This window comes from Pseudomonas viridiflava (assembly GCF_001642795.1).
Lineage (GTDB): Bacteria > Pseudomonadota > Gammaproteobacteria > Pseudomonadales > Pseudomonadaceae > Aquipseudomonas > Aquipseudomonas viridiflava.
On record NZ_LKEH01000017.1, the window covers coordinates 338,340 to 359,834 of the forward strand.

13 protein-coding genes and 2 pseudogenes are annotated in these 21,495 nt (G+C 61.3%); 7 read left to right on the forward strand and 8 right to left on the reverse strand.

The annotated features are described in order from the left end of the window. Window positions 1-248: 248 nt before the first annotated feature. Both AO065_RS27695 and AO065_RS27700 read left to right on the forward strand, forming a co-directional pair. Window positions 249-1,118, forward strand: a pseudogene (locus AO065_RS27695) (HAMP domain-containing protein); the annotation flags it as partial. A 315-nt stretch (window positions 1,119-1,433) separates the two neighbouring features. Beyond that, window positions 1,434-1,979 (forward strand): annotated as a pseudogene (locus AO065_RS27700) (methyl-accepting chemotaxis protein); the annotation flags it as partial. A gap of 286 nt (window positions 1,980-2,265) precedes the next feature. Here the strand turns inward: AO065_RS27700 and AO065_RS02655 are convergent. The 5 genes from AO065_RS02655 to AO065_RS02675 all read right to left on the reverse strand — a co-directional run bounded on the left by AO065_RS02655 (window position 2,266) and on the right by AO065_RS02675 (window position 8,846). Beyond that, entirely contained in the window at window positions 2,266-3,105 is an 840-nt protein-coding gene (locus AO065_RS02655) for an energy transducer TonB (protein ID WP_004881939.1), read from the reverse strand. Next, on the reverse strand, window positions 3,102-3,548 hold the full coding sequence (tolR, locus tag AO065_RS02660) for a protein TolR (protein ID WP_004881938.1): 447 nt from the start codon (window positions 3,546-3,548) through the stop codon (window positions 3,102-3,104). The genes AO065_RS02655 and tolR overlap by 4 nt, the downstream gene beginning before the upstream one ends. 9 nt (window positions 3,549-3,557) lie before the next feature. Next, the gene (gene tolQ / locus AO065_RS02665) at window positions 3,558-4,256 is read right to left on the reverse strand and encodes a protein TolQ (protein ID WP_004881937.1); all 699 of its coding nucleotides are present in this window, start codon (window positions 4,254-4,256) and stop codon (window positions 3,558-3,560) included. Window positions 4,257-4,343: 87 nt separating this feature from the next. Continuing rightward, a complete protein-coding gene (locus tag AO065_RS02670; protein WP_004881936.1) occupies window positions 4,344-6,266 on the reverse strand; it encodes a phytase in 1,923 nt (640 codons plus the stop codon). A 63-nt stretch (window positions 6,267-6,329) separates the two neighbouring features. Next, a complete protein-coding gene (locus AO065_RS02675; protein ID WP_004881935.1) occupies window positions 6,330-8,846 on the reverse strand; it encodes a TonB-dependent receptor in 2,517 nt (838 codons plus the stop codon). A gap of 405 nt (window positions 8,847-9,251) precedes the next feature. Between AO065_RS02675 and AO065_RS02680 the strand changes: the two genes are divergently transcribed. Both AO065_RS02680 and AO065_RS02685 read left to right on the forward strand, forming a co-directional pair. After that, complete coding sequence (locus AO065_RS02680; RefSeq protein WP_004881934.1) at window positions 9,252-10,166, forward strand: GGDEF domain-containing protein; 915 nt, start codon at window positions 9,252-9,254, stop codon at window positions 10,164-10,166. Between the two features lie 8 nt (window positions 10,167-10,174). Beyond that, complete coding sequence (locus tag AO065_RS02685) at window positions 10,175-11,212, forward strand: AraC family transcriptional regulator (RefSeq protein ID WP_004881933.1); 1,038 nt, start codon at window positions 10,175-10,177, stop codon at window positions 11,210-11,212. Here the strand turns inward: AO065_RS02685 and AO065_RS02690 are convergent. The 3 genes from AO065_RS02690 to pmrG are packed head-to-tail and all read right to left on the reverse strand — an operon-like array spanning window position 11,199 to window position 13,448. Next, the gene (locus AO065_RS02690; RefSeq protein ID WP_004881932.1) at window positions 11,199-11,915 is read right to left on the reverse strand and encodes a response regulator transcription factor; all 717 of its coding nucleotides are present in this window, start codon (window positions 11,913-11,915) and stop codon (window positions 11,199-11,201) included. The two genes, AO065_RS02685 and AO065_RS02690, sit on opposite strands and share 14 nt — an antisense overlap. Window positions 11,916-11,931: 16 nt before the next feature. Next, the gene (locus AO065_RS02695) at window positions 11,932-12,801 is read right to left on the reverse strand and encodes a phosphatase PAP2 family protein (protein WP_080597919.1); all 870 of its coding nucleotides are present in this window, start codon (window positions 12,799-12,801) and stop codon (window positions 11,932-11,934) included. Further along, window positions 12,768-13,448 carry a lipopolysaccharide core heptose(II)-phosphate phosphatase PmrG gene (gene pmrG / locus AO065_RS02700; protein ID WP_074454414.1) on the reverse strand — a complete coding sequence of 227 codons (681 nt, stop codon included), beginning with the start codon at window positions 13,446-13,448 and terminating at the stop codon, window positions 12,768-12,770. The genes AO065_RS02695 and pmrG overlap by 34 nt, the downstream gene beginning before the upstream one ends. A gap of 366 nt (window positions 13,449-13,814) precedes the next feature. Between pmrG and AO065_RS02705 the strand changes: the two genes are divergently transcribed. From AO065_RS02705 to AO065_RS02715, 3 genes are read left to right on the forward strand one after another with little or no spacing between them, the layout of a single operon-like run. After that, complete coding sequence (locus AO065_RS02705; RefSeq protein WP_004881929.1) at window positions 13,815-16,646, forward strand: TonB-dependent receptor; 2,832 nt, start codon at window positions 13,815-13,817, stop codon at window positions 16,644-16,646. 50 nt (window positions 16,647-16,696) lie between these two features. Further along, window positions 16,697-19,513: a M16 family metallopeptidase gene (locus tag AO065_RS02710; protein ID WP_004881928.1), complete on the forward strand. Its 2,817-nt coding sequence runs from the start codon at window positions 16,697-16,699 to the stop codon at window positions 19,511-19,513. Continuing rightward, window positions 19,510-21,195, forward strand: a complete 1,686-nt coding sequence (locus AO065_RS02715) for an ABC transporter ATP-binding protein/permease (RefSeq protein ID WP_004881927.1) — start codon at window positions 19,510-19,512, stop codon at window positions 21,193-21,195. The genes AO065_RS02710 and AO065_RS02715 overlap by 4 nt, the downstream gene beginning before the upstream one ends. Window positions 21,196-21,495: the final 300 nt, after the last annotated feature.

Below are 21,495 nucleotides of genomic sequence, written 5' to 3' on the forward strand. Positions count from 1 at the left end.
TTCAGGCACGCTACACCGCTACATTCGTGGGATTCATGGCGCTGGTCATTATCCTGACTGTTTATGGGATCAATCAGTTCGTGACGCCCAGGCTCACGGCCAACGACGAGAACATGCTGACCGTCAAGGCAGCCGACATCAGTAACGAGATCAAGACCGAGCTGGCCCGGGTTCAGGCACAGGCGCGAGTGATTACCGAAATCGTGCCGCAGCTGTCCAGTGACGACATCGACCGGTTGCTGCCGTTCATGGTCAACCAGTACGGGGAAGCCAAAGTCTTCGGTGGCGGTATCTGGCCGTTGCCCGAAGTACGTACACCCGGGCGCGCCAAGCACAGCACCTTTTATCACCGCGATGCCTCCGGCAAGCTGATCGTCAACACCCACTGGAACTCGCCTGAATCGCTCAACTATTTCGAGCAGGGCTGGCATAAGGGCGGCCTGAGTTCGCCTGCCGGTCAATGCGCCTGGGCTCCGGCCTATCAGGACGCAGCGAGCCCCGAGCCGCGCACCAACTGCGCGATGGCAATCACCAAGGATGGCAAGCCATGGGGCGTATCGACCATCGACGTGACCCTGGGCTTTTTCAATCAGTTGGTCGAAGCCAAGGAGCGTGAGGTCAACGGCCGGATCATGATCATCGAAGCAGATGGCAAGATCCTCTCCAACGTGCCGGGCAGCAACGACAAGATCGTGCTGCGCAACATTTCCGAACTGGCAGGGCAGTCGCCGTTCATCAACGGCATCAAATCGGCCCTCGCCCTCAAGAGCAGCGGCACTACCCGCCTGACCTACGACAACAGTGACGGCGAAGAATCGACCCTGTTCCTGATGCCGGTCGCCGGCACGCCCTGGCTGCTGGCCGTGTCGCAGAACACCGCATTGCTGAAGACCCAGAGCGAGACGGTCCTCAAGACCCTGGCCTGGCTGCAGATTCCGATGGTGCTGGTCCTGCTCGTGCTGATGATCGTTGCCCTCGGCACGCTGATGAAACGCCTCACCGTGCTCAAGACCAATATCGATACGCTGTCGGCCGGTGACGCTGACCTGACCCGCCGCATTGCGGTAAAAGGCCAGGATGAGGTTGATCAGGTGGGTGAATCGGTCAACCGCTTCATTGCCTATCTGCAACGCATGATGGTCGAAGTCAGTTCCTCGACCAGCGACATCGCCATGGGCATCGAGCAACTGCGCAGTCAGGCCGGCACGACCAACGCGATTCTGGTCCGCCATGCCAACGAGACCGATCAGGCGGTGACCGCAATCACCGAGATGTCCTCCACGGCCGATGAAGTGGCGCGCAGTGCTGCCCAGACCGCCAGCTTCACGCAATCGGCCAACGAGAACGCGCAGGTCTCCAAGACCGTGGTATCCGACGCATCGGACAGCGTGAACGCGCTGATCAGCGAAGTGGATTCGGCCACCAGCAAAGTACAGTCGATGGAGCAGGACGCCAAGCGGATCAACGCCGTGCTGGCAGTGATCGGTGAAATCGCCGGGCAGACCAACCTGCTGGCGCTCAACGCCGCCATCGAGGCCGCACGCGCCGGTGAACAGGGTCGTGGCTTCGCAGTCGTCGCCGATGAAGTCCGCGCCCTCGCCGCCCGTACGCAGGCCAGCACCTCGGAAATCAACGAGATGCTCAACAGCCTGCAGCAAGGCGTCAGTGCTGCCGTCGCGGCCATGGAAGAAACCCGTCAGAGCTGCCAGGCCACTGCGGGCAAGACCACGGCCGTGACCGCCGGGCTCGACGACATGACCAGTTCGGTCTTGCGCATCAACGACCTGAGCACCCAGATCGCCACGGCTGCCGAAGAGCAGAGCGCGGTGTCCGAAGAAATCAGCCGCAACATCATCGCGGTGAAACACATCGTAGAGGAACTGGTGGAAGGCGGCTCCAGCAACGAACGCAGCACGGCAGCACTGGCCGAGTCCAATACCCGGTTGATTGCGCTGGTCAGGCGTTTCAAGGTGAGTTGATCCAGATTGTGCTCAGAGTGTCTTCGCGAACAGACGAAGCGCTCTGTCGCACGCAGACATGCGACCTTCAACCTCTGGTGTCGCGCAACAAACACCGGACCGTGGGAGGCGGCTTGCCGGCGATGAACGATGACGCGATTTTCCTGACATACCGCGTCGNTGGCGAGCCGCCTCCCACAAAAACGTGTTCATTCAGCAGATTACGTATTGTTTGATAAGAGGGGGCTTGCCACGCGATGCGTTCGACGCGGAGTCAGCAACATGGCCGCATCCTCACCGGCCCCCGTTACTTGATCCGATAATGAAACGTGTTCTTCACCCCGGACACCGTTACTGGTTTGCCGTCGACAATGCGTGGCTGATAGCGAAACGTTTCGGCAGCCGCAACTGACGGGCGCATGAACAGTGGATGGCAGGCGCCCTGTACTTGTGGGTTGACGACGCGGCCCTGGGGCGAGACGTCGTAGACTACCGTGCAGTCGCCTTCGATGCCTTTGTCCAGCGCACGTTCGGGGTAGTCCGGAGCTTCCTTGCTCAGGGGCTGATACTGACTGTTGTCGGCAGCAGCCGCCTGTTGTGACGAGCGAGCGCGGTCAGCGGACTGCCGGGCCTGTTCGGCTTGCAGGCGTTGCTGCTCGGCGAGGCGCTGCTGGTCCTGCAGCCTTTGCTGCTCGGCCTGTTTCTGCTGATCGAGCGTCCTCTTCTGCTCTTCGCTGCGGCGCTGATCAAGTTCGCGTTTCTGCTCCTCGACCCGCTTGCGCGCCAGGGCTGCCTGTTCAATCTGCCGCGCCTGACGCTGAGTGTCCGGCTGCGGCGCGGGAGCTTCGACCGGCTTCGCGACCGGCGCAGGCTCGGGCGCAGGCGCCGCCGCCTTAACAGGCTCGACAACCGGCTCCGGTGATGGCGCGACAGGCGCAGGTGCAGGCGGCAGAATCAGTAATTGAGTGGTCAGGGTTCTCACCGGCTCAGGCAATTTTTGCTCGGCGACCCAACCCTGCATCAGTGCGGCCAGCACGACAACATGCAAGGCCACTGCAAACGCCGCAGCCAGTCCGTGGCTGCGCAGCCGTGGCCGGTTCAGGGCCTCGGGGCGTGCCTGCGTGTAAGGGAGGGCCATGGCGGTCATTGCGGCGCCTCGGTCACCAGTCCCAACTGCGTGACACCACTGTGCTGCAAGGCCGCCATGGCAGCGACCACACGCCCGTAATCGGCCTTGTCATCGGCGCGAATGAATACCTGGGTGTCCGGACGCTCGGCCACCAGTTGCGCGACACGTCCCTGCATGTCTTCAAGGCTGGCGGCAGTATCGGTCTGCGCATGGGTGTCGACGGTGTCGCCCAGATTCCAGTAGTAGCCACCTTCCGCCTTGACCGACAAGGTCACGATGCGCTGTTTGGTATCGCTGGCCAGCGCCTCGCTCGCGACCTTGGGCAACTCGATCTTCACGCCCTGGGTGAGCATCGGCGCCGTGACCATGAAGATCACCAGCAGCACCAGCATCACGTCGATGTAGGGCACCACGTTCATTTCGGCTTTCGGGCCGTGTTTGCGTTGCGGTTTGACCAGCATGGCAAGTCCTCAGGCCGCAGCGGCCATGGTGCGTGGCGTGGTCTGCAGAATGCGGTTCAGACGCACCTGCAATTCGTTGCCGAAGCTGTAGTAACGAGCTGCCAGCGTATGGCCACGCGCGGCAAAGCGGTTGTAGGCGATGACGGCAGGAATCGCCGCGAACAGGCCGATGGCGGTCGCGATCAGGGCTTCAGCGATGCCGGGCGCGACGGTGGACAGCGTGGCCTGCTGCACTTGCGACAGGCCGATGAAGGCATTCATAATCCCCCAGACCGTGCCGAACAGGCCGATGTAAGGGCTGACCGACCCGACCGTGGCGAGAAATTGCAGGCCTTTTTCCAGTTGCAATTCCTGCTCACTGATTGCCACCTGCAATGAACGCTCGACACCGGACAACACCGCTTCCGGCTCGGCTCCGGGGCGCTGTTTGAGCTGCACGTATTCAGCGTAACCGGCGCGAAACACCTGCCCGACGCCATCGTTCTGAGCCTGCTCGGCATACAGCGGCGCCAGGTCGGTTTCGCTGCGGAAACGCGCTTGAAAATGGTCCAGCGTGCGTTCGTAATGGCGCAACGCAAGGCTGCGCTGAACGATCAGGTACCAACTGAGCAATGAAGCCAGCAGCAGGGTCAGCATCACCGCCTTGACCAGCAGGCTGGCGTCGCTGATCAGACTCCACAAGGTCATGTGTTCCAGGGTTGCGTGCATCGGTCTTTCCTCGTCTTGCAGTGCCGTCCGGTTGCGGTCGGCACGCGGTATGAATCGACTGTCTATCACCGTTCGATGACAAACGACTTACGGCAGCGACAGGGTTTTCACCACATCGGCCCAAGGGACGAATTTGAAGTTCTGCGCCTGCTCGGGCATGCGCTTGCGACCGTCCTGCACCACCAGCATGCCGCGGCTCCAGGCACCGCCCAGGTTGGTCGACGTCACTTCGATGCCGTCGGTTTCGGAGCTGCCGTCGATCCCGGCCTGGGCATTGAGCCCGACCCGGAACGCACCGCGCAGCGCATACGGCGGCTCGGCATCGACCACCACGTAGCTGTCATTACCCTGGCTGGACATCACCAGATAGTCGTGCTGTTCGCTCTGGTAGAACGCCAGCCCCTCGACATCGGCGTGCAGTACATCTCCCACTTTGATCACGCTGGACAGGGTTGCCGGCTGATCGGCTCGGGCGTCCACTTCCCAGACGCCCACGTCCTCCTCACCGAGAAACAGGCGTTGACGCTGATCGTCCGCCACGCACCCTTCAGGCTGGGTCTCGACCTTGAAACGACGCACCAGCTCGCCCTGCGCCTTGCCGTTCGGCGCACTCAAGCGGTACTGCAGAAAGCTGCCGTCCTTGCCGTTGGCGAAGGCGTACAGCTCGCCGCTGGCAGGCTTGAACAGGCAGACGCCGTAGATTTCCGCCAGCGGGGTCGGGATCTCGCCCGCTTCACGCAGTTCGCCGGTCGCGCGGTCGATACTGAACAGGCTCAGGCTGTTGCGATCACGGTTGCTGGCGACCGCCAGATCGACCTTGCGCTTGCCGAGCATGAAGCCGGAACGCACGTCGACGTTGTTCAAGCGACCCACCGGCAGTGACTGCAGCTGTTTGCCGCTGAGGTCATACACCAGCAGGCCCTGTTTCTTGTTGGTGCCCAGCACACGGCTCAGCGCCGGTTTCTGTGGGTTCACCCAGATCGCCGGGTCGTCGGCGGCATCGCCCTGGCGGGCCACCGGCTGGGTCTGCGCCACTGGCAATACGCTGGGCAAGGCTGCCTCGACGGGAACCGGGGTCGGCGTCCAACCCAGCGCGCCCTGATACAACCGTTCGCCGTCGTTGTCGTTGACCAGCAGTTGCAGGCCTTCCTTGCCCTGATTCACCGACAGCCCTTCGGGCTTTTTCAGGTTCATCAGCGACAGCTCACCCGCCGACGTCCAGCCCTGCGCCTGCTGTTGATAGAGGTGCAGCGCCTTGCCTTTAGGGTCCAGCGCCAGCAGGCCGCCAGGCACAATTGCCATCGCGCCTGCGGCCTGTTTCACATCGCCGAACGGCTCACGCAACGCCACTGGCTGGCGCGCGACGTGGGCCTCAGGATGCGCCGGATAAGCCCACCAGCCGATATTCTGCTCATTGACGTACAACTGATGCGCAGCGTCGTCGACCTGACAGAACTCGGCGTTGGGCGGCAGCGGCAGATTGCGCACCAGACGCGGCGTATCACTGAGCTGATCGCCCGACCCGACCAGCCACTGTTCGCCCTTGCCCTCCTCGCCGACCAGAAACACGAACAGGTTGCTGGCCTCGTCGCGGTACAGGCACAGACCGGCGACCGAGTAGTCGCGGACCGGCACATACACAGGCTTCGACCAACTGTGCCTGCCAGCATCGAGCCGGGTCAGCATGGCCTGCTGCCGAACATTGTCCAACGTCGCCACCAGCACTTGCGAGCCCGAGGCGCGGCTGTCCAGCCCCTGGAAGGAACCCGGCAACTGTGCGAGTTGCTTTCCCTGCGCGTCGAGCATCAACAGACCGCTTTTTACACTCGCTGCCAGACGCTGCGTGCCGTCGCTGCCGGGCAGAAAGGTCAGCGACTGCGCCTTGAAGGGTTCGTTTTCGGCCCAGCGCGTCAGGTTCAGGTCCAGCGGTGGCGAGGCCTGCGCAACGGCGGCCATCAGGCCGGAGAGCAACGTCAGGCAAAGGGTTTTGGGTAACACCGAAATCATCATCAACGGTCGAATCCTTGAATGAGCCCGCATGGCTACGCCGCCGCAACGGCGCGACCGAATGGATCAGAAGTGGGTAAAGGTCAGGCCGACCTTGTACGTCGGGCCGTACTCTTCGTACTGGCCGTTGTAAGCGCGGTGGCCGCTGTAGACGAAGTACGGCTGATCGGTGAGGTTCTGCGCCTCGAAGCTGACCTTGAGGTTCTTGGTCAGCGAATAGCGGGCGCTGAAGTCGACGAAGGTCTGCGCATCGACGTACTGGTCGTGATCCTTGTCGCCAATGGCGGCCAGTTCGTAGAGATAGGCCGATTTGTAGTTGGCCGACAGACGCAGACTGAGCTTGTCGTTCTCCCAGCCGAGCATCACGTTACCAACGGTTTTCGACTGGCTCGGCAGGTCGATATCGCGCTTGCGATTGGTGCCGGTGCTCTGGTCGAAACCGTTGATGCTCGCATCGGAACGGCTCAGGGTCGCGTTTGCGCCGAGCAGCACACCGTTCCAGGGTGCAGGCAACCAGTCGAGTTTCTGTGAGTACGCCAACTCCAGCCCGTACAGCTTGGCCTTGTCACCGTTGGCGAAAGTGTTGGCTTGGGAGAAGTTCGCCCACTGGCCGGTACCGGCAAGGTCCGTGTTGTAGACGAAGTTCTGAATGTCCTTGTAGAACACGAATGCCGACACCGTTCCGGCACGGCCCATGAAGTGCTCGATACCCAGGTCCAGGTTGCTGGATTCCAGCGGCTTGAGCTGAGGATTGCCAAACGACGCCTCGTCGTCATCAATCACGAAACCCGGCGCCAGTTGCCCGAAGGTCGGACGCACCACGGTCTTGGTCCAGGCCGCTCGCACCTGAGTGTTCTTGTCCACCTGATAACGGGCATGCAGGCCGGGCAACCAGTGGTGATAACGGCGCTCGGTGTCGCTGGTTTCGAACTGCCCGTCGCGCACGCCGGTGCCCTTGGCGTTCATCTCGGTGCCTTCGTAGCGCAGCCCGGCGATGAAGCGCCACTTGTCGACATCCAGCGTGTTCATGAAGTACCCGGCGTTGATGTCTTCGCTGATGTCGAAGTCGTTGGCGCGGGATTCAGCCGGGTCGAAAGCAGTCGCTGCATCCAGGCCGCCAATCAGCCCCTTGACCGCGCCGGGGCTGATGCCGCTGCCGAAGTTGCCCAGCCGGTAGTCGATGTTGCCCTTCTGAAATTGCGTCAGGTTCAGTTGATTGTCACTGATGCCCTGATCGCCGAAGTCCTGATATTTCCAGACTTCCAGGTCATTGGTCTTGTCGCGTCGACTGACCTTGCCACCGAACTTGAATTGCGAGGCGTAGCCGCTGAAGTCGTAGTCGCGGGCCAGGTCCAGACGCAGGTTCTTTTCCGTGTCCCTGGTGTACTGTTTTTCCCAATCGACCTTGTCCAGGGTGAAGTTGGAGTTGTCGTAGAAGGCTGAGCTGACAATGGGCCGTGGCTTGTCACGATCATAGAACCCGCTGTCCGAAAAATCGTCGTTACCGGTAAAGGTGGCTCCGGCGATGTGGCCTGGACTGTCTTCACTGGACTCGCTGTAACCGGCCTGACCGCTGAGCGTCCACAACCCGAGCATGCGCTCGCCGCCGAACACGTAGGATTTGATTTCCTGGGTTTCGGTACGCGCCTTCAGCTTGCGCGTGCCTTCGGCATCGCCGGTCTGACCTGCGGCCTGGGCATCGGAGAATTCGAAACCATTGGTGGTGCGCACTTCATCGTCCTTGAAGCGGCTGTACAGCGTGCGCAGGTAATACTTGCTGACGTCGTCGGGCTTGTAATCGAAGTTCAGGCCGCCACCGGCACGCTCGCGGCTGATGTCGTAGTCGCGCTGCTCGAACTCCTGCAACCGCGCACCGTCCCACGCACCGCCGGTCTCGACGTTGTCGGAGCCGAAATCGCGCTTCTGCCAGCTCAGCGCAGCCGCCACGCCAAAGTTGTCGATGCCGTCACCCAGGCTGAAACGGTTGCTCGCTGCGCCGGAAAACTTCGGGCTGGTCTGGTGGGTGTTCTTGTCGTAACTGGCTTCACTGCTGCCGGTATAGAACAGCCCCTTGTGATCGAAAGCCGACAGGCTTTCGACATCCACCGTGCCGCCCAGCGAGTTGGCGTCCATGTCGGGTGTCAGGGTCTTGATCACCGACAGCGACTGCACCAGTTCAGCGGGCAGCACGTCCAGCGCCACGGCGCGACGACCGCTTTCCGGTGCCGGCACCAGTGTGCCGTTGATGGTCACGCTGTTGAGGTCCGGCGCCAGACCGCGCACGGTCACGAAACGCCCTTCGCCCTGATCGCGCTCGACACTGATGCCAGGCAGGCGCTGCACCGCTTCGGCGACGTTCTGATCAGGCAACTGCGCCACACCGTCGGCATGAACCACGCTCTTGATGCTGTCGGAACTGCGCTGCTCCTTGAGCGCGTTGTCGATACTTGCCGCCTGACCCACCACCTGTACGTGCTCGGTGGCGTCCGCTTCGGCGGCCTGCAACCGTTCACCGGCAATGGCCAGTGCCAGCCCGCTGAAAGTAAAGCCGACCAATTGAGCCCTGCTGCGGCGCATGTACATGTGAGTCCTCCCCAGAATTCCCGACGGGCCAGGCAAATTGGCCCGGCAACTGGAGGCGCAAGCTAGAGTCGTGCAATGACGGTTCTGTGACAGGTTTGGCGCGGTGCCGCGTGAAAGGCCGCTTTGGAGGGATGATTCATCAGGAAATGAGCTGATATGACCTCCCCGCGAGGCCCGGCCACCGCTCGGCGCGCCATTCGCGAGGCGCGTGACGAGGCCTGCAGGCCTTGAAACAACGGCGTTTCAAGCTGACGGCGTACAGATTTTCGCGATAAAAGATGGAAACGGACGTGAGCTGATTCGACCTCGCCCGGCGCCTGTCGCGCGTCACGCAAGTGTCATGCGCATCTGTTCTGCTGGCCGACTATCAGCACTTCTATCAGCACTTAAGGAGCGCCACTGGCCATGTTCAGGATTATCCAACCCCACCGCTGGAAACTCGCTGTCCTGCTGATTGCCTCCAATCTCGGCCTGCTGGCTTTCCTGGCCTTCGGCGACATCAAGTATTTCAGCGAATGGAAGTGGCTGGACATCATCGGCGAAGGCGGTTCGGCGCTGTTGTCGCTGGTCTGGCTGTTTCTGGTGTTCAAGAGCCGCCCCGCAGGACGGGTCACGAACTACCTGTCGATCGGACTGAGCTGCGTGTTCTTCTCGTGGTGGATCGACGCACTGGATGAATTCATCCGCCTGCCCAGCGAGATCGAATGGGATCACTGGCTGGAATCGGGTCCGATGCCGGTGGGCCTGATCCTGCTGACCATCGGTATCTATCACTGGCATCGCGAGCAACTGGCGATCAGCGCGCAGATGGAAAAACGTGAGCGCGGGTTTCGTGAACACCGGCTGTACGACAAGCTCACGCCGTTGGGCAGCGCGGATTACTTGAAGCGCCAATTGGTATTGAGCCTTGAGCAGAGCGTGACCGAACAGCAGCCCTTGTCGCTGATGGCCGTGGACATCGACAGCTTCAGCGCCATCAACAATGCCTATGGTCATGCCGAGGGCGACGAAGTGCTGTCGGCGCTCAGTCACCTGCTGGTGCTGAACCTGCGGCGTCAGGACCTGCTCTGCCGTCTGGCAGGCGACCGGTTTGTGGTGCTGCTGCCCAACACCGGCGAGAGCCAGGCGAAACTGCTGGCCCTGGAGCTGCAACAGGCGGTCGCCAGCCTGGCGCACAAGACGCGCCAACAGGGAGAGCGGGTTCACCTGTCGGCCAGTGTCGCGGTGGTCATGGCCATCAACGAAACACCGGACAACCTGCTGCGGCGCCTGAACCTTTCGCTGGCCCGTGCCAGACGTCCGCTGTCGCGAACTGCCTGAGGCCCGCCGTGACCATCAAGAGTGATTGGTACGAAGCCGACAGCCGTTTCATCCCCGGCCATTATCAGCCTGCCACGCTGATCGACCTGGCATTGTCGCGCGGACTGGACAGTCATCGCCTGCTCAGGGGCACCGGACTTTTCTATGAAGACATCCTGGCGGGCACTACGCGCTTGAGCCCGCAACAGTGCTTTGTCCTGATTAGCAACGCGCAGCGGCAGATGGAGGCCGACGACACCAGCTTTCTGTTCGGCCAGCGACTGTTTCCCGGCCATTACGGCGCCGCCAGCCACGCCCTGCGCCATGCCCAGAACCTGCATCAGGCGCTGGAGATCGTGATTCATCAGCGCGCCCTGCTCAGCCCGTTGCTGACCCCTCGGCTGGAGCTGGACGAGCAGTTCGCCTACCTGTACTGGCTGGACAACTGCGGTGCGGGCGAACAGCAGGTGTTTCTGCTGGAGGCAGCCATGACGTCGATGGTTGCCATGAGTCAGCAATTGAGTGGCGAGCGCCTGCCGTGGGAATGCAGCTTCAGCTATCCGGAGCCGCGTTATGTGGAGCAGTACTGGGTACATCTGGGCGAAAACACCGCGTTCGAACGGCCGCTGGACATGATGCGCCTGCCCCGGCATTTTCTGACGCGGCCATGGCCCGGCGCTTCTCCCATCGCGGCGCAGGTCGCCCAGCGGGAAGCCGCGACACAGCTCGCCGCGCTTGGCATGTGCGCCAGTCTCCTGGACCGGCTGCACCAACACCTGACGGACACGGTGCGCGACGCCACCAGTCTGGAACAGGTGGCGCAGACCTTTGCCATGAGCCCGGCAACCCTCAAGCGCAAGCTGCACAAGCACGGCACCTGCTTTCAGGCCCGGCACGACCTGGCGCGCAAGCACGTCGCGCTGTACCTGTATCAGATCAAGGGCATGAGCAACGAGGCCGTGGCCGAATACCTGAACTTCAACGACCCGGCGAATTTTCGCCGTGCGTTCAAACGTTGGACCGGCAGCACACCTACGCTGATCCAGCGCCTGTTCAGCTTCGACTGAAGGGGCGCCTGCCGGGCACATCGCCAAGCACCCGTTGCTCGCACAATTTGTAACCCAGCCCGTGGGCGGTGTGCAGCAGCGGCGTGTCGAAATCCTTGTCCAGTACACGTCTGAGTGTGTGGATGTTGCTGCGCAGGCTATCGCTTTTCGGCGCATCGCGGCCCCACAGCACCTCCTCCAGCTCGGCCCGCTTGACGATGTGCGGACTCTTGCGCATCAACAATTCCAGCAGCTTCATGTTGGTCGGGTTGAGCTTCAGAGGGAGACCACGTCGCGAGACTTCCAGCGTATCGAGATCGAACACCAGATCCGCCACCACCATCTGCCGGTTGTCCTTGCGTTGCCGACGACCGACAACGGCCTCGACACGGGCCAGCACCTCGGACATGGCGAAGGGTTTGGTGATGTAGTCGTCGGCGCCGACCTTGAAGCCAATCAGGCGGTCTTCCAGCTCGTCGCGGGCGCTGAGCATGACAATGGCGACCTCTGACTGTGAGTACTGACGCAGGCTGCGGCAGATCTGGTTGCCGTCGATGCCGGGCAGCATGATGTCGAGAATGATCGCGTCGAAACGTTTCGACGCCGCCAGATGCAGCCCGCTCAGACCGTCCAGCGCGCCCTCGACCGCGTGCCCTCTCAGCTCGAAAAACTCCAGCAGGTTGTCGTGAATGTCACGGTGATCCTCGATGACCAGAATGTTCATGGCAGTGTTCCTGTCTTTACCTGACCAACCCGGAGCCAGCCATGACAGGCTGGCGATCAGGCGCATCCGACAAGGGTTGCTGCAACCGCGAGCGGCCATAGAAACACAGCGCAACCAGCAGCGTGCTCAGCCACACGACCAGCCCGGCCCAGAACGTGTGCGACATGAAGTGCCAGCCCTGCAGCACCCGTGTGGTGCCATAAATCATGCCCAGCAGCAGGATCCCGATCAGCAGGCGGTTAGAATGCTGCCAGCGATAGCGACGGGCAACGAAGTACAGGGCCAACAGGCTGAAGCCGCTCGATGCATGACCACCCGGCCAGCAACGCCCTGCCCCCGCTTCATGCCACAGATTGAAATTGCGGAACCATTCCACCTGAGCCTGCACCCCGCCGTACAGCGTGGTTTCAACCGGGCAATAGATGCTGGTGTGGCTCTTGAGGAAATGGATCATCCCGGTGCTCAACGCAAACGCGACGACCACGAAGAAAAAATCCAGCCGGTGCCGACTGAAAAACTGCAACGCGGTTGCGCCCCGGCTGCGACCGACCCAGCGCGTCAGACGGGCGTTCGGGCGGTATTGCAGCGCGGGCCAGATGAACGACAGCAAGGCGCCAATGATCGCAAACTCACCCGTCCAGTTCGGAATGATCCGGGCCCAGTTGTGGGTGATCTTTTCGAACAGATGGCTTTCGCCAATCGGGAAATGGCCTGCAACCGGGTCGAAAAGCAGGTTGCTGATCATGATGTCGAGTCGGGTCAGGTCGAAGATGGCGAACACCACCAGACCGAACAGCAAAGGGAACACCAGATTGTTGCGGTAGAAGGTGTAACGGGCGCTGGACGGTGTCTTCAATTCAGTTGCTCGCTGTCGATATCTGCCCATTGCCTGGCATTCAGGGATCCAAGGATTTTCGGGGTGTGCGTGCCGTCCACCTGAACGAACACTGCTTCGGCGTAGGCGCTGGAGCGTTCATTGAAGGGCACACCCAGCTTGCGCTCGAACTGATCGATGCAGCCGCTGTGGGTGATCAGAATCATGTTTTCACCCTTGACCTTGTGCGCCTGCACGGCGTTCTTGAAGTTACCGTTGCAGTCGTTGGGCCACGCTTCGTTCGCGACGGCGTGCCCGGAGATCAGGTCCGCGGTCTGCTGGGTGCGCATTCTGGGGCTGGTAATCATCCGGGCATCCACGAACCCGAGACGCTTGAGACCTGCGCCTACCGCCAGCGCCTCCTCACCGCCCTTGAGCGTAATGCCTTGCGTGTCCGCCATGCAGGGATTGGTGGAGCGATCACAGCGTTCCGCATGCCGGATCATGACCACCACATCGCCCTGTTTCCAGTGTGCGTAGAGGCCCGATTTCTTCAACATGCCGTTGGTGCCCAGGTTGACGACGTGGGCAGCCTTGAAGACGCTCACACCCCAAACGCCAATGGCAGCGGTAGCCACCACGGCGAGCATCAAGGCGATCTGTCGATTGGTCAGCAACGGTTTCCCGGTAGCCGATCTGAAGAACCAGGGTCTGGTCATGGCCCCGTCTCTGCTGGTTGAACTGCGCGCCACGTGGCCGCTCCTGTACTGGACATCTGCGTGATTTCAGCTGCGGCCAAGATAGGGTCGGCTTCGTGCGGAAGCGGTGAAGAAGATGTGAAAAAGACGTTGCAAGGTGCGAATGACTTGCATCGCCCTGACTGCGCCTTTTCGCGTACAGGCCACGTGCCATAAGGGCTGCAAGAATCCCAGGTTTGACTATGGCGTTTCTGCGCCATGCCGGATGAAAATTATTTAACGTTTTTCCTGAAAATTCCTGCGGCTGTCCCGTCCTTTGACTCGCACATACATTGAGATCAATTCTCATTCAAAGTTTGCGGGCCAAAGCTCGTATAGGGACACGGGATGACACCGAACATTCAGCCGTCGCAAAACCTGACCACGGCGATCCGCAGGCATTTGAACCATGCCGCACAGCTGAGCGCCTTGAGCCTTTGCTGGGCCATCAACAGCCAGAACGTCATGGCCAGTACCACGCTGAACGAACGTGAGCCGATTCTGCAAACCCTGCACAGCTTCGATATCTCGGTGCAGAAACTCGACGCAGCGCTGATCAGCTTCGGTCAGCAGAGCGGCTTGCAGGTGTCGGTGGATCCCGGCTTGTTGGCCAACCGCTACTCGCAAGCGGTCAAAGGTCAGATGAGCAGTGAGCAGGCGCTGAAAAAACTGCTGTCCGGCAGTGGCGTGGAATGGCGCTACGAACACGGCAGCCTGGTCTTTCATCTGGGCGGCGGCCTGACTTTCGACAAACCCATGGAATTGCAGAGCACCGTGGTGCTCGGCCAGCCTGAAGAGAACAGCTTTCAGGGCGAAACGGTCATCGGTCGCAAGGCGATTCAGGCGTTTCCAGGTGCCAACGGCGATATCACCACCCTGCTGCGCATGCACCCCAGCGTTCAGTTCGATAGCAACCAGCAAAGCTCAAATTCGCCGGGCGAGATCGACCCCGCCGACATCAGCATCAACGGCGCCAAGTATTACCAGAACAACTTCATGATCGACGGTATCTCGATCAACAACGACCTGGACCCCGGCGAGCACGATTACAACTCGGTGCGCCAGTTCGACTCCGCGCCCAGTCGCTCCCATGGCATCGCCCTGGACGCCGATCTGTTGCAGGAAGTGCGTGTCTACGACAGCAACGTTCCGGCGGAGTACGGCGGCTTCAATGGCGGCGTGGTCGATGCCGTGACCCGTAAGCCGACGCGGGAGCTGCACGGCAAGCTCTCGGCGTCCATGACCCGTTCTGCATGGACCAAATACCACATCAGCAAGGATGATCAGGAAAACTTCGACAACGCGTCCGACGAGCAATATCAGCCGGATTTCGACAAGACCACCGTGCGCGGCACGCTGGAAGGTCACCTGACTGAAGATTTCGGCGCGATTCTCAACTTCTCGCAGAAGCGCTCGACCATCGCCCTCAATGCCTTCGAAAACGGCTACAGCAGCCCCAACGCCGACAACAGCAAGGACCAGACCCGGCGCATCGACAACTACCTGCTCAAGACCTACTGGAACGTCAATGAACGGCTGACGCTCGACACCTCGCTGACCTATGCGCCGCAAGAGAGCTATTACTTCCAGGCCAACCGCATCAATTCCGGTTTCACCACCGAAGGCGGCGGTTATCAGGGCTCGCTCAAAGCCACCTGGCTCGCCGACAACGCCACCTGGACCCACAAACTGGCGCTGACCAATCTCACCAGTTCACGGGATGCCGAGTCCGACAGTTATACCAACTGGTACTACTCGCAGGCCAAGAACTGGGGCAACCCGAGCAGCACTACCGCACGCAGTGCCGACGGCGCATTCGGCTCCCTGGATCAGACCCAGCGCGGCGTCACCTACTCCACCAAGGCTGACTGGCTGCCTGTGGAAGTGGCAGGCACCGAACACACCTTCACCACAGGCATGGAACTGTCGCACCAGACCGCCACCTGGGAGCGCCCCGACACCGTCGTCGCCGCCACCGGTTTCACCCGCGACAACGGCACCACCTGTGGCGCAGATGAACTGTGCTCGGTCAGCCCGCTGCTCAACGGCAACCGCCGTCAATACGCCAACCGCAGAACCGAATACGCCGCTGGCAAACTCGAGGAAACCGAAAACAAGTACGCGTTCTTCATGCAGGACAAGATTCAACTGGGCCAGTTGACCCTGCGCCCCGGCCTGCGTTTCGAAGGCGATGACTACATGGAAAAGAAAACCGTCGCCCCGCGCTTTTCCGGTGACTACGACGTGTTCGGTGATCGCAGCACGGTGGTGGTGTTCGGTGCCAACCGCTATTACGGCCGCAACCTGTTCAAATACCGCCTGGCCGACGGTCGCAACTCACTGCTGACCAGCTACACCCGCACCAGCCAGACCAGCGCCTGGAGCGGCACGCGCCAGAGCAGCCTCAGCAAATTCTCGACGCTGGACATTCCCTACGACGACGAACTGACCCTGGGCCTGGATCAGCGCTGGCTGGACACTGACTTTCGCCTGAAATACGTCAACCGCAAGGGCAAGGACAAGATCAACCGGTCGCTGGGCCGCGTGCAGGGGTTGCCGAGCGAGCCCGGTTACGCCACCGAGTACTACACCTACACCAACGAAGGCTCCAGCGAGAGCGACAACATCACGCTGAGCATCACGCCCTTGCAGGAACTGAAACTTCAAGGCACCCGCACCAGCGTGCAGATGGCCTTCGACTGGTCGCGCACCCGCGACGCCTACGGCAACTACGACGACGCCATCAACTCCGAACTGCTGCTCAACGATGACGTGCTCTACGACGGCAGCCTGATCAAGTACAGCGACCTGCCGGCCGGCAACTTCAACCGGCCGTGGACAGCGCGCATGACCACCATCACCGAAATCCCGCAACTGCACCTGACCTGGAGCAACTTCTTCCGTTACCGCGGCCCCTACGACCAGATCGTCAACACCAACGACGACGTGATCATCGATGGCAGAAGCGTCTCGGTCTTCGAAACCGAAAGCGTCAGCGCGGCCCCTACCTGGGACATGCGCGTCGACTGGGAGCTGCCAACCGGCAAGGACGAAGCGGTGTTCGTCGCGGTGGACGTCACCAACGTTGCCGACCGGGTGAACTCCATCGTCAGCCGTGGCGGCAACACCACCTACGAGGTAGGTCGTCAGTACTGGCTGGAAGTCGGCTACCGCTTCTGACCGCACGCTCTTCGTCCACACCTCTAAAAACGTTTCAACCGGGATACCTGATGAACAAAATAATCATGAGCCTGATCGGCTTGCTGATGCTGGGCGGCTGCGCCCGCATGCTTGACCGCCAAGAGGCTCAGGTCTGGGATGACCAAGTCACGCGTGGCCAGTTGAGCAACGGCCTGAAATACCGTCTGGTGCGCGAAACAGGCCAGCCGGGACGCATCGACATGCGCCTGACCGTCAAGGCCGGTTCAGTGGATGAAGAAGAGGACCAGGTGGGCGTCGCGCACATGGTCGAACATTTGAATTTCTACAGCCGTGGCCAGCAATCGCGGGATATCCGCAGCCTCATGAACCAGTGGGGCTGGATCCAGGGCCGCAGTTACAACGCCATGACCAGCTACGACCGCACCCAGTACCTGCTGAGCCCGTCGGGCGGCACGGTGCAGACCGAACAGGCGTTGCAAGCGCTGGCAACCCTGACGCTGGCGCAGGATTACACCGCCGAAAACCTCGAACGCGAACGGCCGATCGTCATCGAGGAATGGCGCGGCGGACTGGGTGTGGCGCAGCGCATGAACGACCAGCGCACCGCGTCGCAACGCATCGGATCTCGCTATCCCGCGCACCGCACCATCGGCAACGAAGCGGCGATCCGCTCGGCTCGGATTTCCAATCTGAAGGACTTTCAGCAGCGCTGGTACGTGCCCAACAACATGTTGTTGACCGTGGTCGGCGACATCGACCCCGCCACCCTTCCCGCCCGTATCGAGCACTGGTTCGGTCAGGCGAAAACGAAGGCATTGCCCGACAAGGGCTATCGCGAGTTGCCACTGCAGCCGACGCTGAAGATCGCTCGCCTACAGGACAGCCAGAGCGGCAGCAATCAGGTCACCCTGTTGTTCCGCCTGCATGAAGCGGCAAGCCGCACTTCGACGCTGGACGGTGTTCGGGAACGCCTGATCGACCGTTTGACCCTGAACGCCTTGCAGACCCAGTTGCGCCGTCAGCCGCGCGAGCCGGGCGTGCGCAGCCTGACCGTGCAGAAAAGCCTGATCGGCGATCAATCGAGCGTGCTGGGGATTGCCGCAGGAGTCGAAGGTCAGGAGCACGCTGCGGCGTTGCGGCAATTGCTGAACGAGATCGAGCGCCTGCGTCGTCATGGGCTGCAGGCGACGGATATGGACAAGGAGCGCGAGGCCATACGTGACATCGCCAGGCGCATGCTGAGCGAGAACAGGCCGCGCACCTTCGAACAATGGGTCACCGGACTGAACGATGCGGCAACCCAGAACAAAGTGGTGTCCAGCAAGCACGATATTGCCTCGCACTACCTGGCCGTGCTGGACACGGTGACACTTGAGGACATCAATGCGCGCCTGGTGCGCTGGACCGACAATCAGGATCAGGTATTGCAACTGACAGCGCCCGGCCTGACCGCGCTGGAGCTGCCAGCCGTGAGCGACGTCCAGGCGCTCATGGCTCAGGTGCGCCGCAGCACGCTTGCTCCGCCTGAGCCTGTGAACGTTGCCGCAGAGGTCGCGGTTCCGGACCTACCCGACGTCCCCGCTGCGGTCAGCACTGGCAAGGTCATCGGACGAAAGCTGTTTGCCGAACAGAATGTCGAGCACTGGCAACTGAGCAACGGCGACAAACTGGTCTGGCTCAAACGCGATGGCGACAAGGGCCGCTTCGTGATGCAGGCCGACTCAAGCGCAGGCTTCATGACACCGGATCTGCCCTACTGGCGTAATCAGATGGCCGTGCAACTGGCCGGGCAAAGCGCGCCGGAAGGCTGGGATGAGGAACAGATCCGCCGCTGGCGCAGCGAGTCCGGCACGTCGTTGTCGTTAAACCAGCAGGCGAACCGGCTGCAGATTGACGTGACAACAGTGGACGCCAAAAGCGACCTTCCTGCATCGCAACGTTTGCAGGCCTTGCTGCAAACCTATCGCCTTGGCCAAGCCGTGAATATTGACGCAGGCGCTGTCGAGCAGGCGCGGGACGAACTCGCGGACGAACTTTCGCGCAATACGGTCAATGTTCGTGAACGTCAGGACAAGGCGTTGCGCGAGTTGCAGTACGGCCCGGAAACCTGGCTCACACCGACCGCGCAAGACGTTGCTCAGGTTCAGACCTCGCAGCTCAACAGTGACTGGCAGCGTTTGAGTCAGGCGCCGGTGACCTATTACCTGATCGCCGATGTCGAGCCGCAGGTGCTGCAACCACTGATCGAGAGCGAGCTGGCGAGTATTAAGCGCGGCGCAGCCTTGAACCCCCAGGTTCGGGTACAGCGCGACGGTCGGCATCAGCAGTCGCTGGCCATCGGTATCGAGCCGCGGGCCTTGCTGCAAGTCATCACCTTCAAACCCCATCCGTGGACACCCGAGGATGCCGCCCGTATTTCGGCGCTTCAGGAAATCGCCAATGCCGCGCTGAAACGGCAACTCCGGGGCGAAGCCTCGGGCGTTTATCGGTTGTCGTTCGACAGCACCCTGAATCAGCAAAGCCAGCGCATCGAAAGCCGCCTGAGTTTCAGCAGCGATCCGGCGCGGGTCGAAGAGTTGTGGCAACTGGCGAACAAGACCCTGTCGTCACTGCCGGTTACGCTCAGCGAGAAAGACGCGGCGACAGCGCGCAGTCGTCTTAAACAACAGGAGCGCCTGCGGCAGGATGATCCGCAGACGCAGCTGCGCCGCCTGATCCTCAGCGAGCGCCACTGGGGTGATCCACGCTACCTCACCGAACAGGCACGACTGCCTGACGCGCTGACCGTCACGGCGCTCAAACGGTTGGCCGGCGAGTTGTTCAACGGCCGAAATCAGGTGCAGCTGCGTCTGTTGCCTGCACCGCAGGCGACGGCAGGACAATGAATACCCTCAGAACCTTCTATCGACTGGCCGCCCCTTACTGGCTGGACCGCAGGCAGTGGCTGTCCTGGGTCCTGCTGGCCAGCGTCATCGGCATGGGTCTTCTGGTGGTGCAGGTCAACGTGCTGATCAACACCTGGAGCAGGACCTTTTTCGACGCGCTGGGCGGGTTCAATACCGAGGCGTTGTATGCACTGATGGGCGAATACATCATCTACATCGCCGCCTATGTGGTGATCATGGTGTACCTGGAGTGGCTGCGCAAAGCACTGGTGCTGCGCTGGCGGCGGGCGATGACCGCCAGCACGCTGGAAAACTGGATGCAGGATCAGGCGTACTATCGGCTGGGCCTGACCGGTGAGCCGGACAACCCGGACCAGCGCATCGCCGAAGACATAGCGGTACTGGTCGACCGCAGTGTGGAGCTGCTGGCGTCACTGATCATCAACACCGTGCAGGTCGGCGCGTTTGCCGTGGTGCTGTGGAACCTGTCCGGTGTGCTCAATTTCCAGATGCTGGGCCAGGACATCACGATTCACGGCTACCTGCTGTGGATTGCCGTCCTCTATACCCTGTTCGGCACCGCCTTCACGCACTTCATCGGTCGCCCGTTGCAGCCGCTCAATTACCAGCAGCAGCGCTACGAAGCGGACTTTCGTGCCAGTCTGCTGCGCAAGCGCGACCATGCCGAACAGATCGCACTGTATCGCGGTGAAGCGGTCGAGCAACGGCAACTGGGCGAACGCTTCGAACACATCGCGGGCAACTGGTGGCAACTGATGAACCGCATGCGCAAGCTGCAGTTCTTCACGGTCAGCTACGACCGGGTCAGCCGGATCATTCCGGTGTTCGCCGCACTCCCCGCCTTTCTCGCCAAGACCATTACGCTGGGCGGCCTGATGCAGATCCGCAACGCTTTTCAGCTGGTGCAGAGTTCGCTGAGCTGGTTCATCGACGTGTACCCGCGCCTGGCTGCATGGAGCGCCACTGTCGAACGGCTTGGTCAATTTCAGCAGGCTATCGAAGCGACACGCGGGCAGGTCAGCAAGCCTGAACAGGGTGCGGTGCTGCGCGTTGAAAACCTGGAGATTCATCGCGCCGATGGCAGCCAGATGCTGGGCAAACTGAACTTCATCGCCGGGCCCGGCCAGTGGCTACGGATTGCGGGCCGCAGCGGTATTGGCAAATCGACTCTGCTGCGCACGCTGCAAGGGTTGTGGCCTTACTACAAGGGCAGTTGGCAATTTCCGGGCGGAAGCAGCCTGCTGATACCTCAGCAACCGTACCTGCCCAGCCTGCCGCTGCGGCAATTGCTGGCGTACCCGGCCACCGAGTGTCCGGCGGACGAAGTGCTTGTGTCGGTGCTGCATCAGGTGGGCCTCGCGCAATTGGCTGACGGCCTGACGCACGAGCGCGAATGGAGCCGCGAACTGTCCGGCGGCGAACAGCAACGCATCGGCCTCGCCCGTGCCCTGCTGTGCGCGCCACAGACGCTGTATCTGGATGAAGCGACCAATCAACTGGACGAGCCGAGCGCCTGTCAGTTGCTTGAAACAGTGCGACGGGCACTGCCGAACACGTTAGTCATCGGCATCAGCCATCAACCCGCTGTGGCCAGACTGTTCTCGCGCACGCTGAAACTTGAGACAGAAGAGCGGGCGCTGGCGCTTTCCGACGACCTATAACGTCTTGGTGATCCTCCTTCGTGGGAGGCGGCCCGCCGGCGATGCAGTCGACGCGGCAGGTCAGGAAAATCGCGTCATCGTTCATCGCCGGCAAGCCGCCTCCCANGGTGTTTGCAGCGCGACAGCGCTACGAAGACATGGTGGCGCCTCTCACAGACCGATGAACGATCGAAAGGTATGATGACTTTACAGCCGTCATATCACCTCGCAAGCCAAGCCTCATACACATCCCAACCTAAATGACGCTCTATAACCGGCGTTTATATCGTATAAAGTCGTCATACGACTCTTGACATCGCC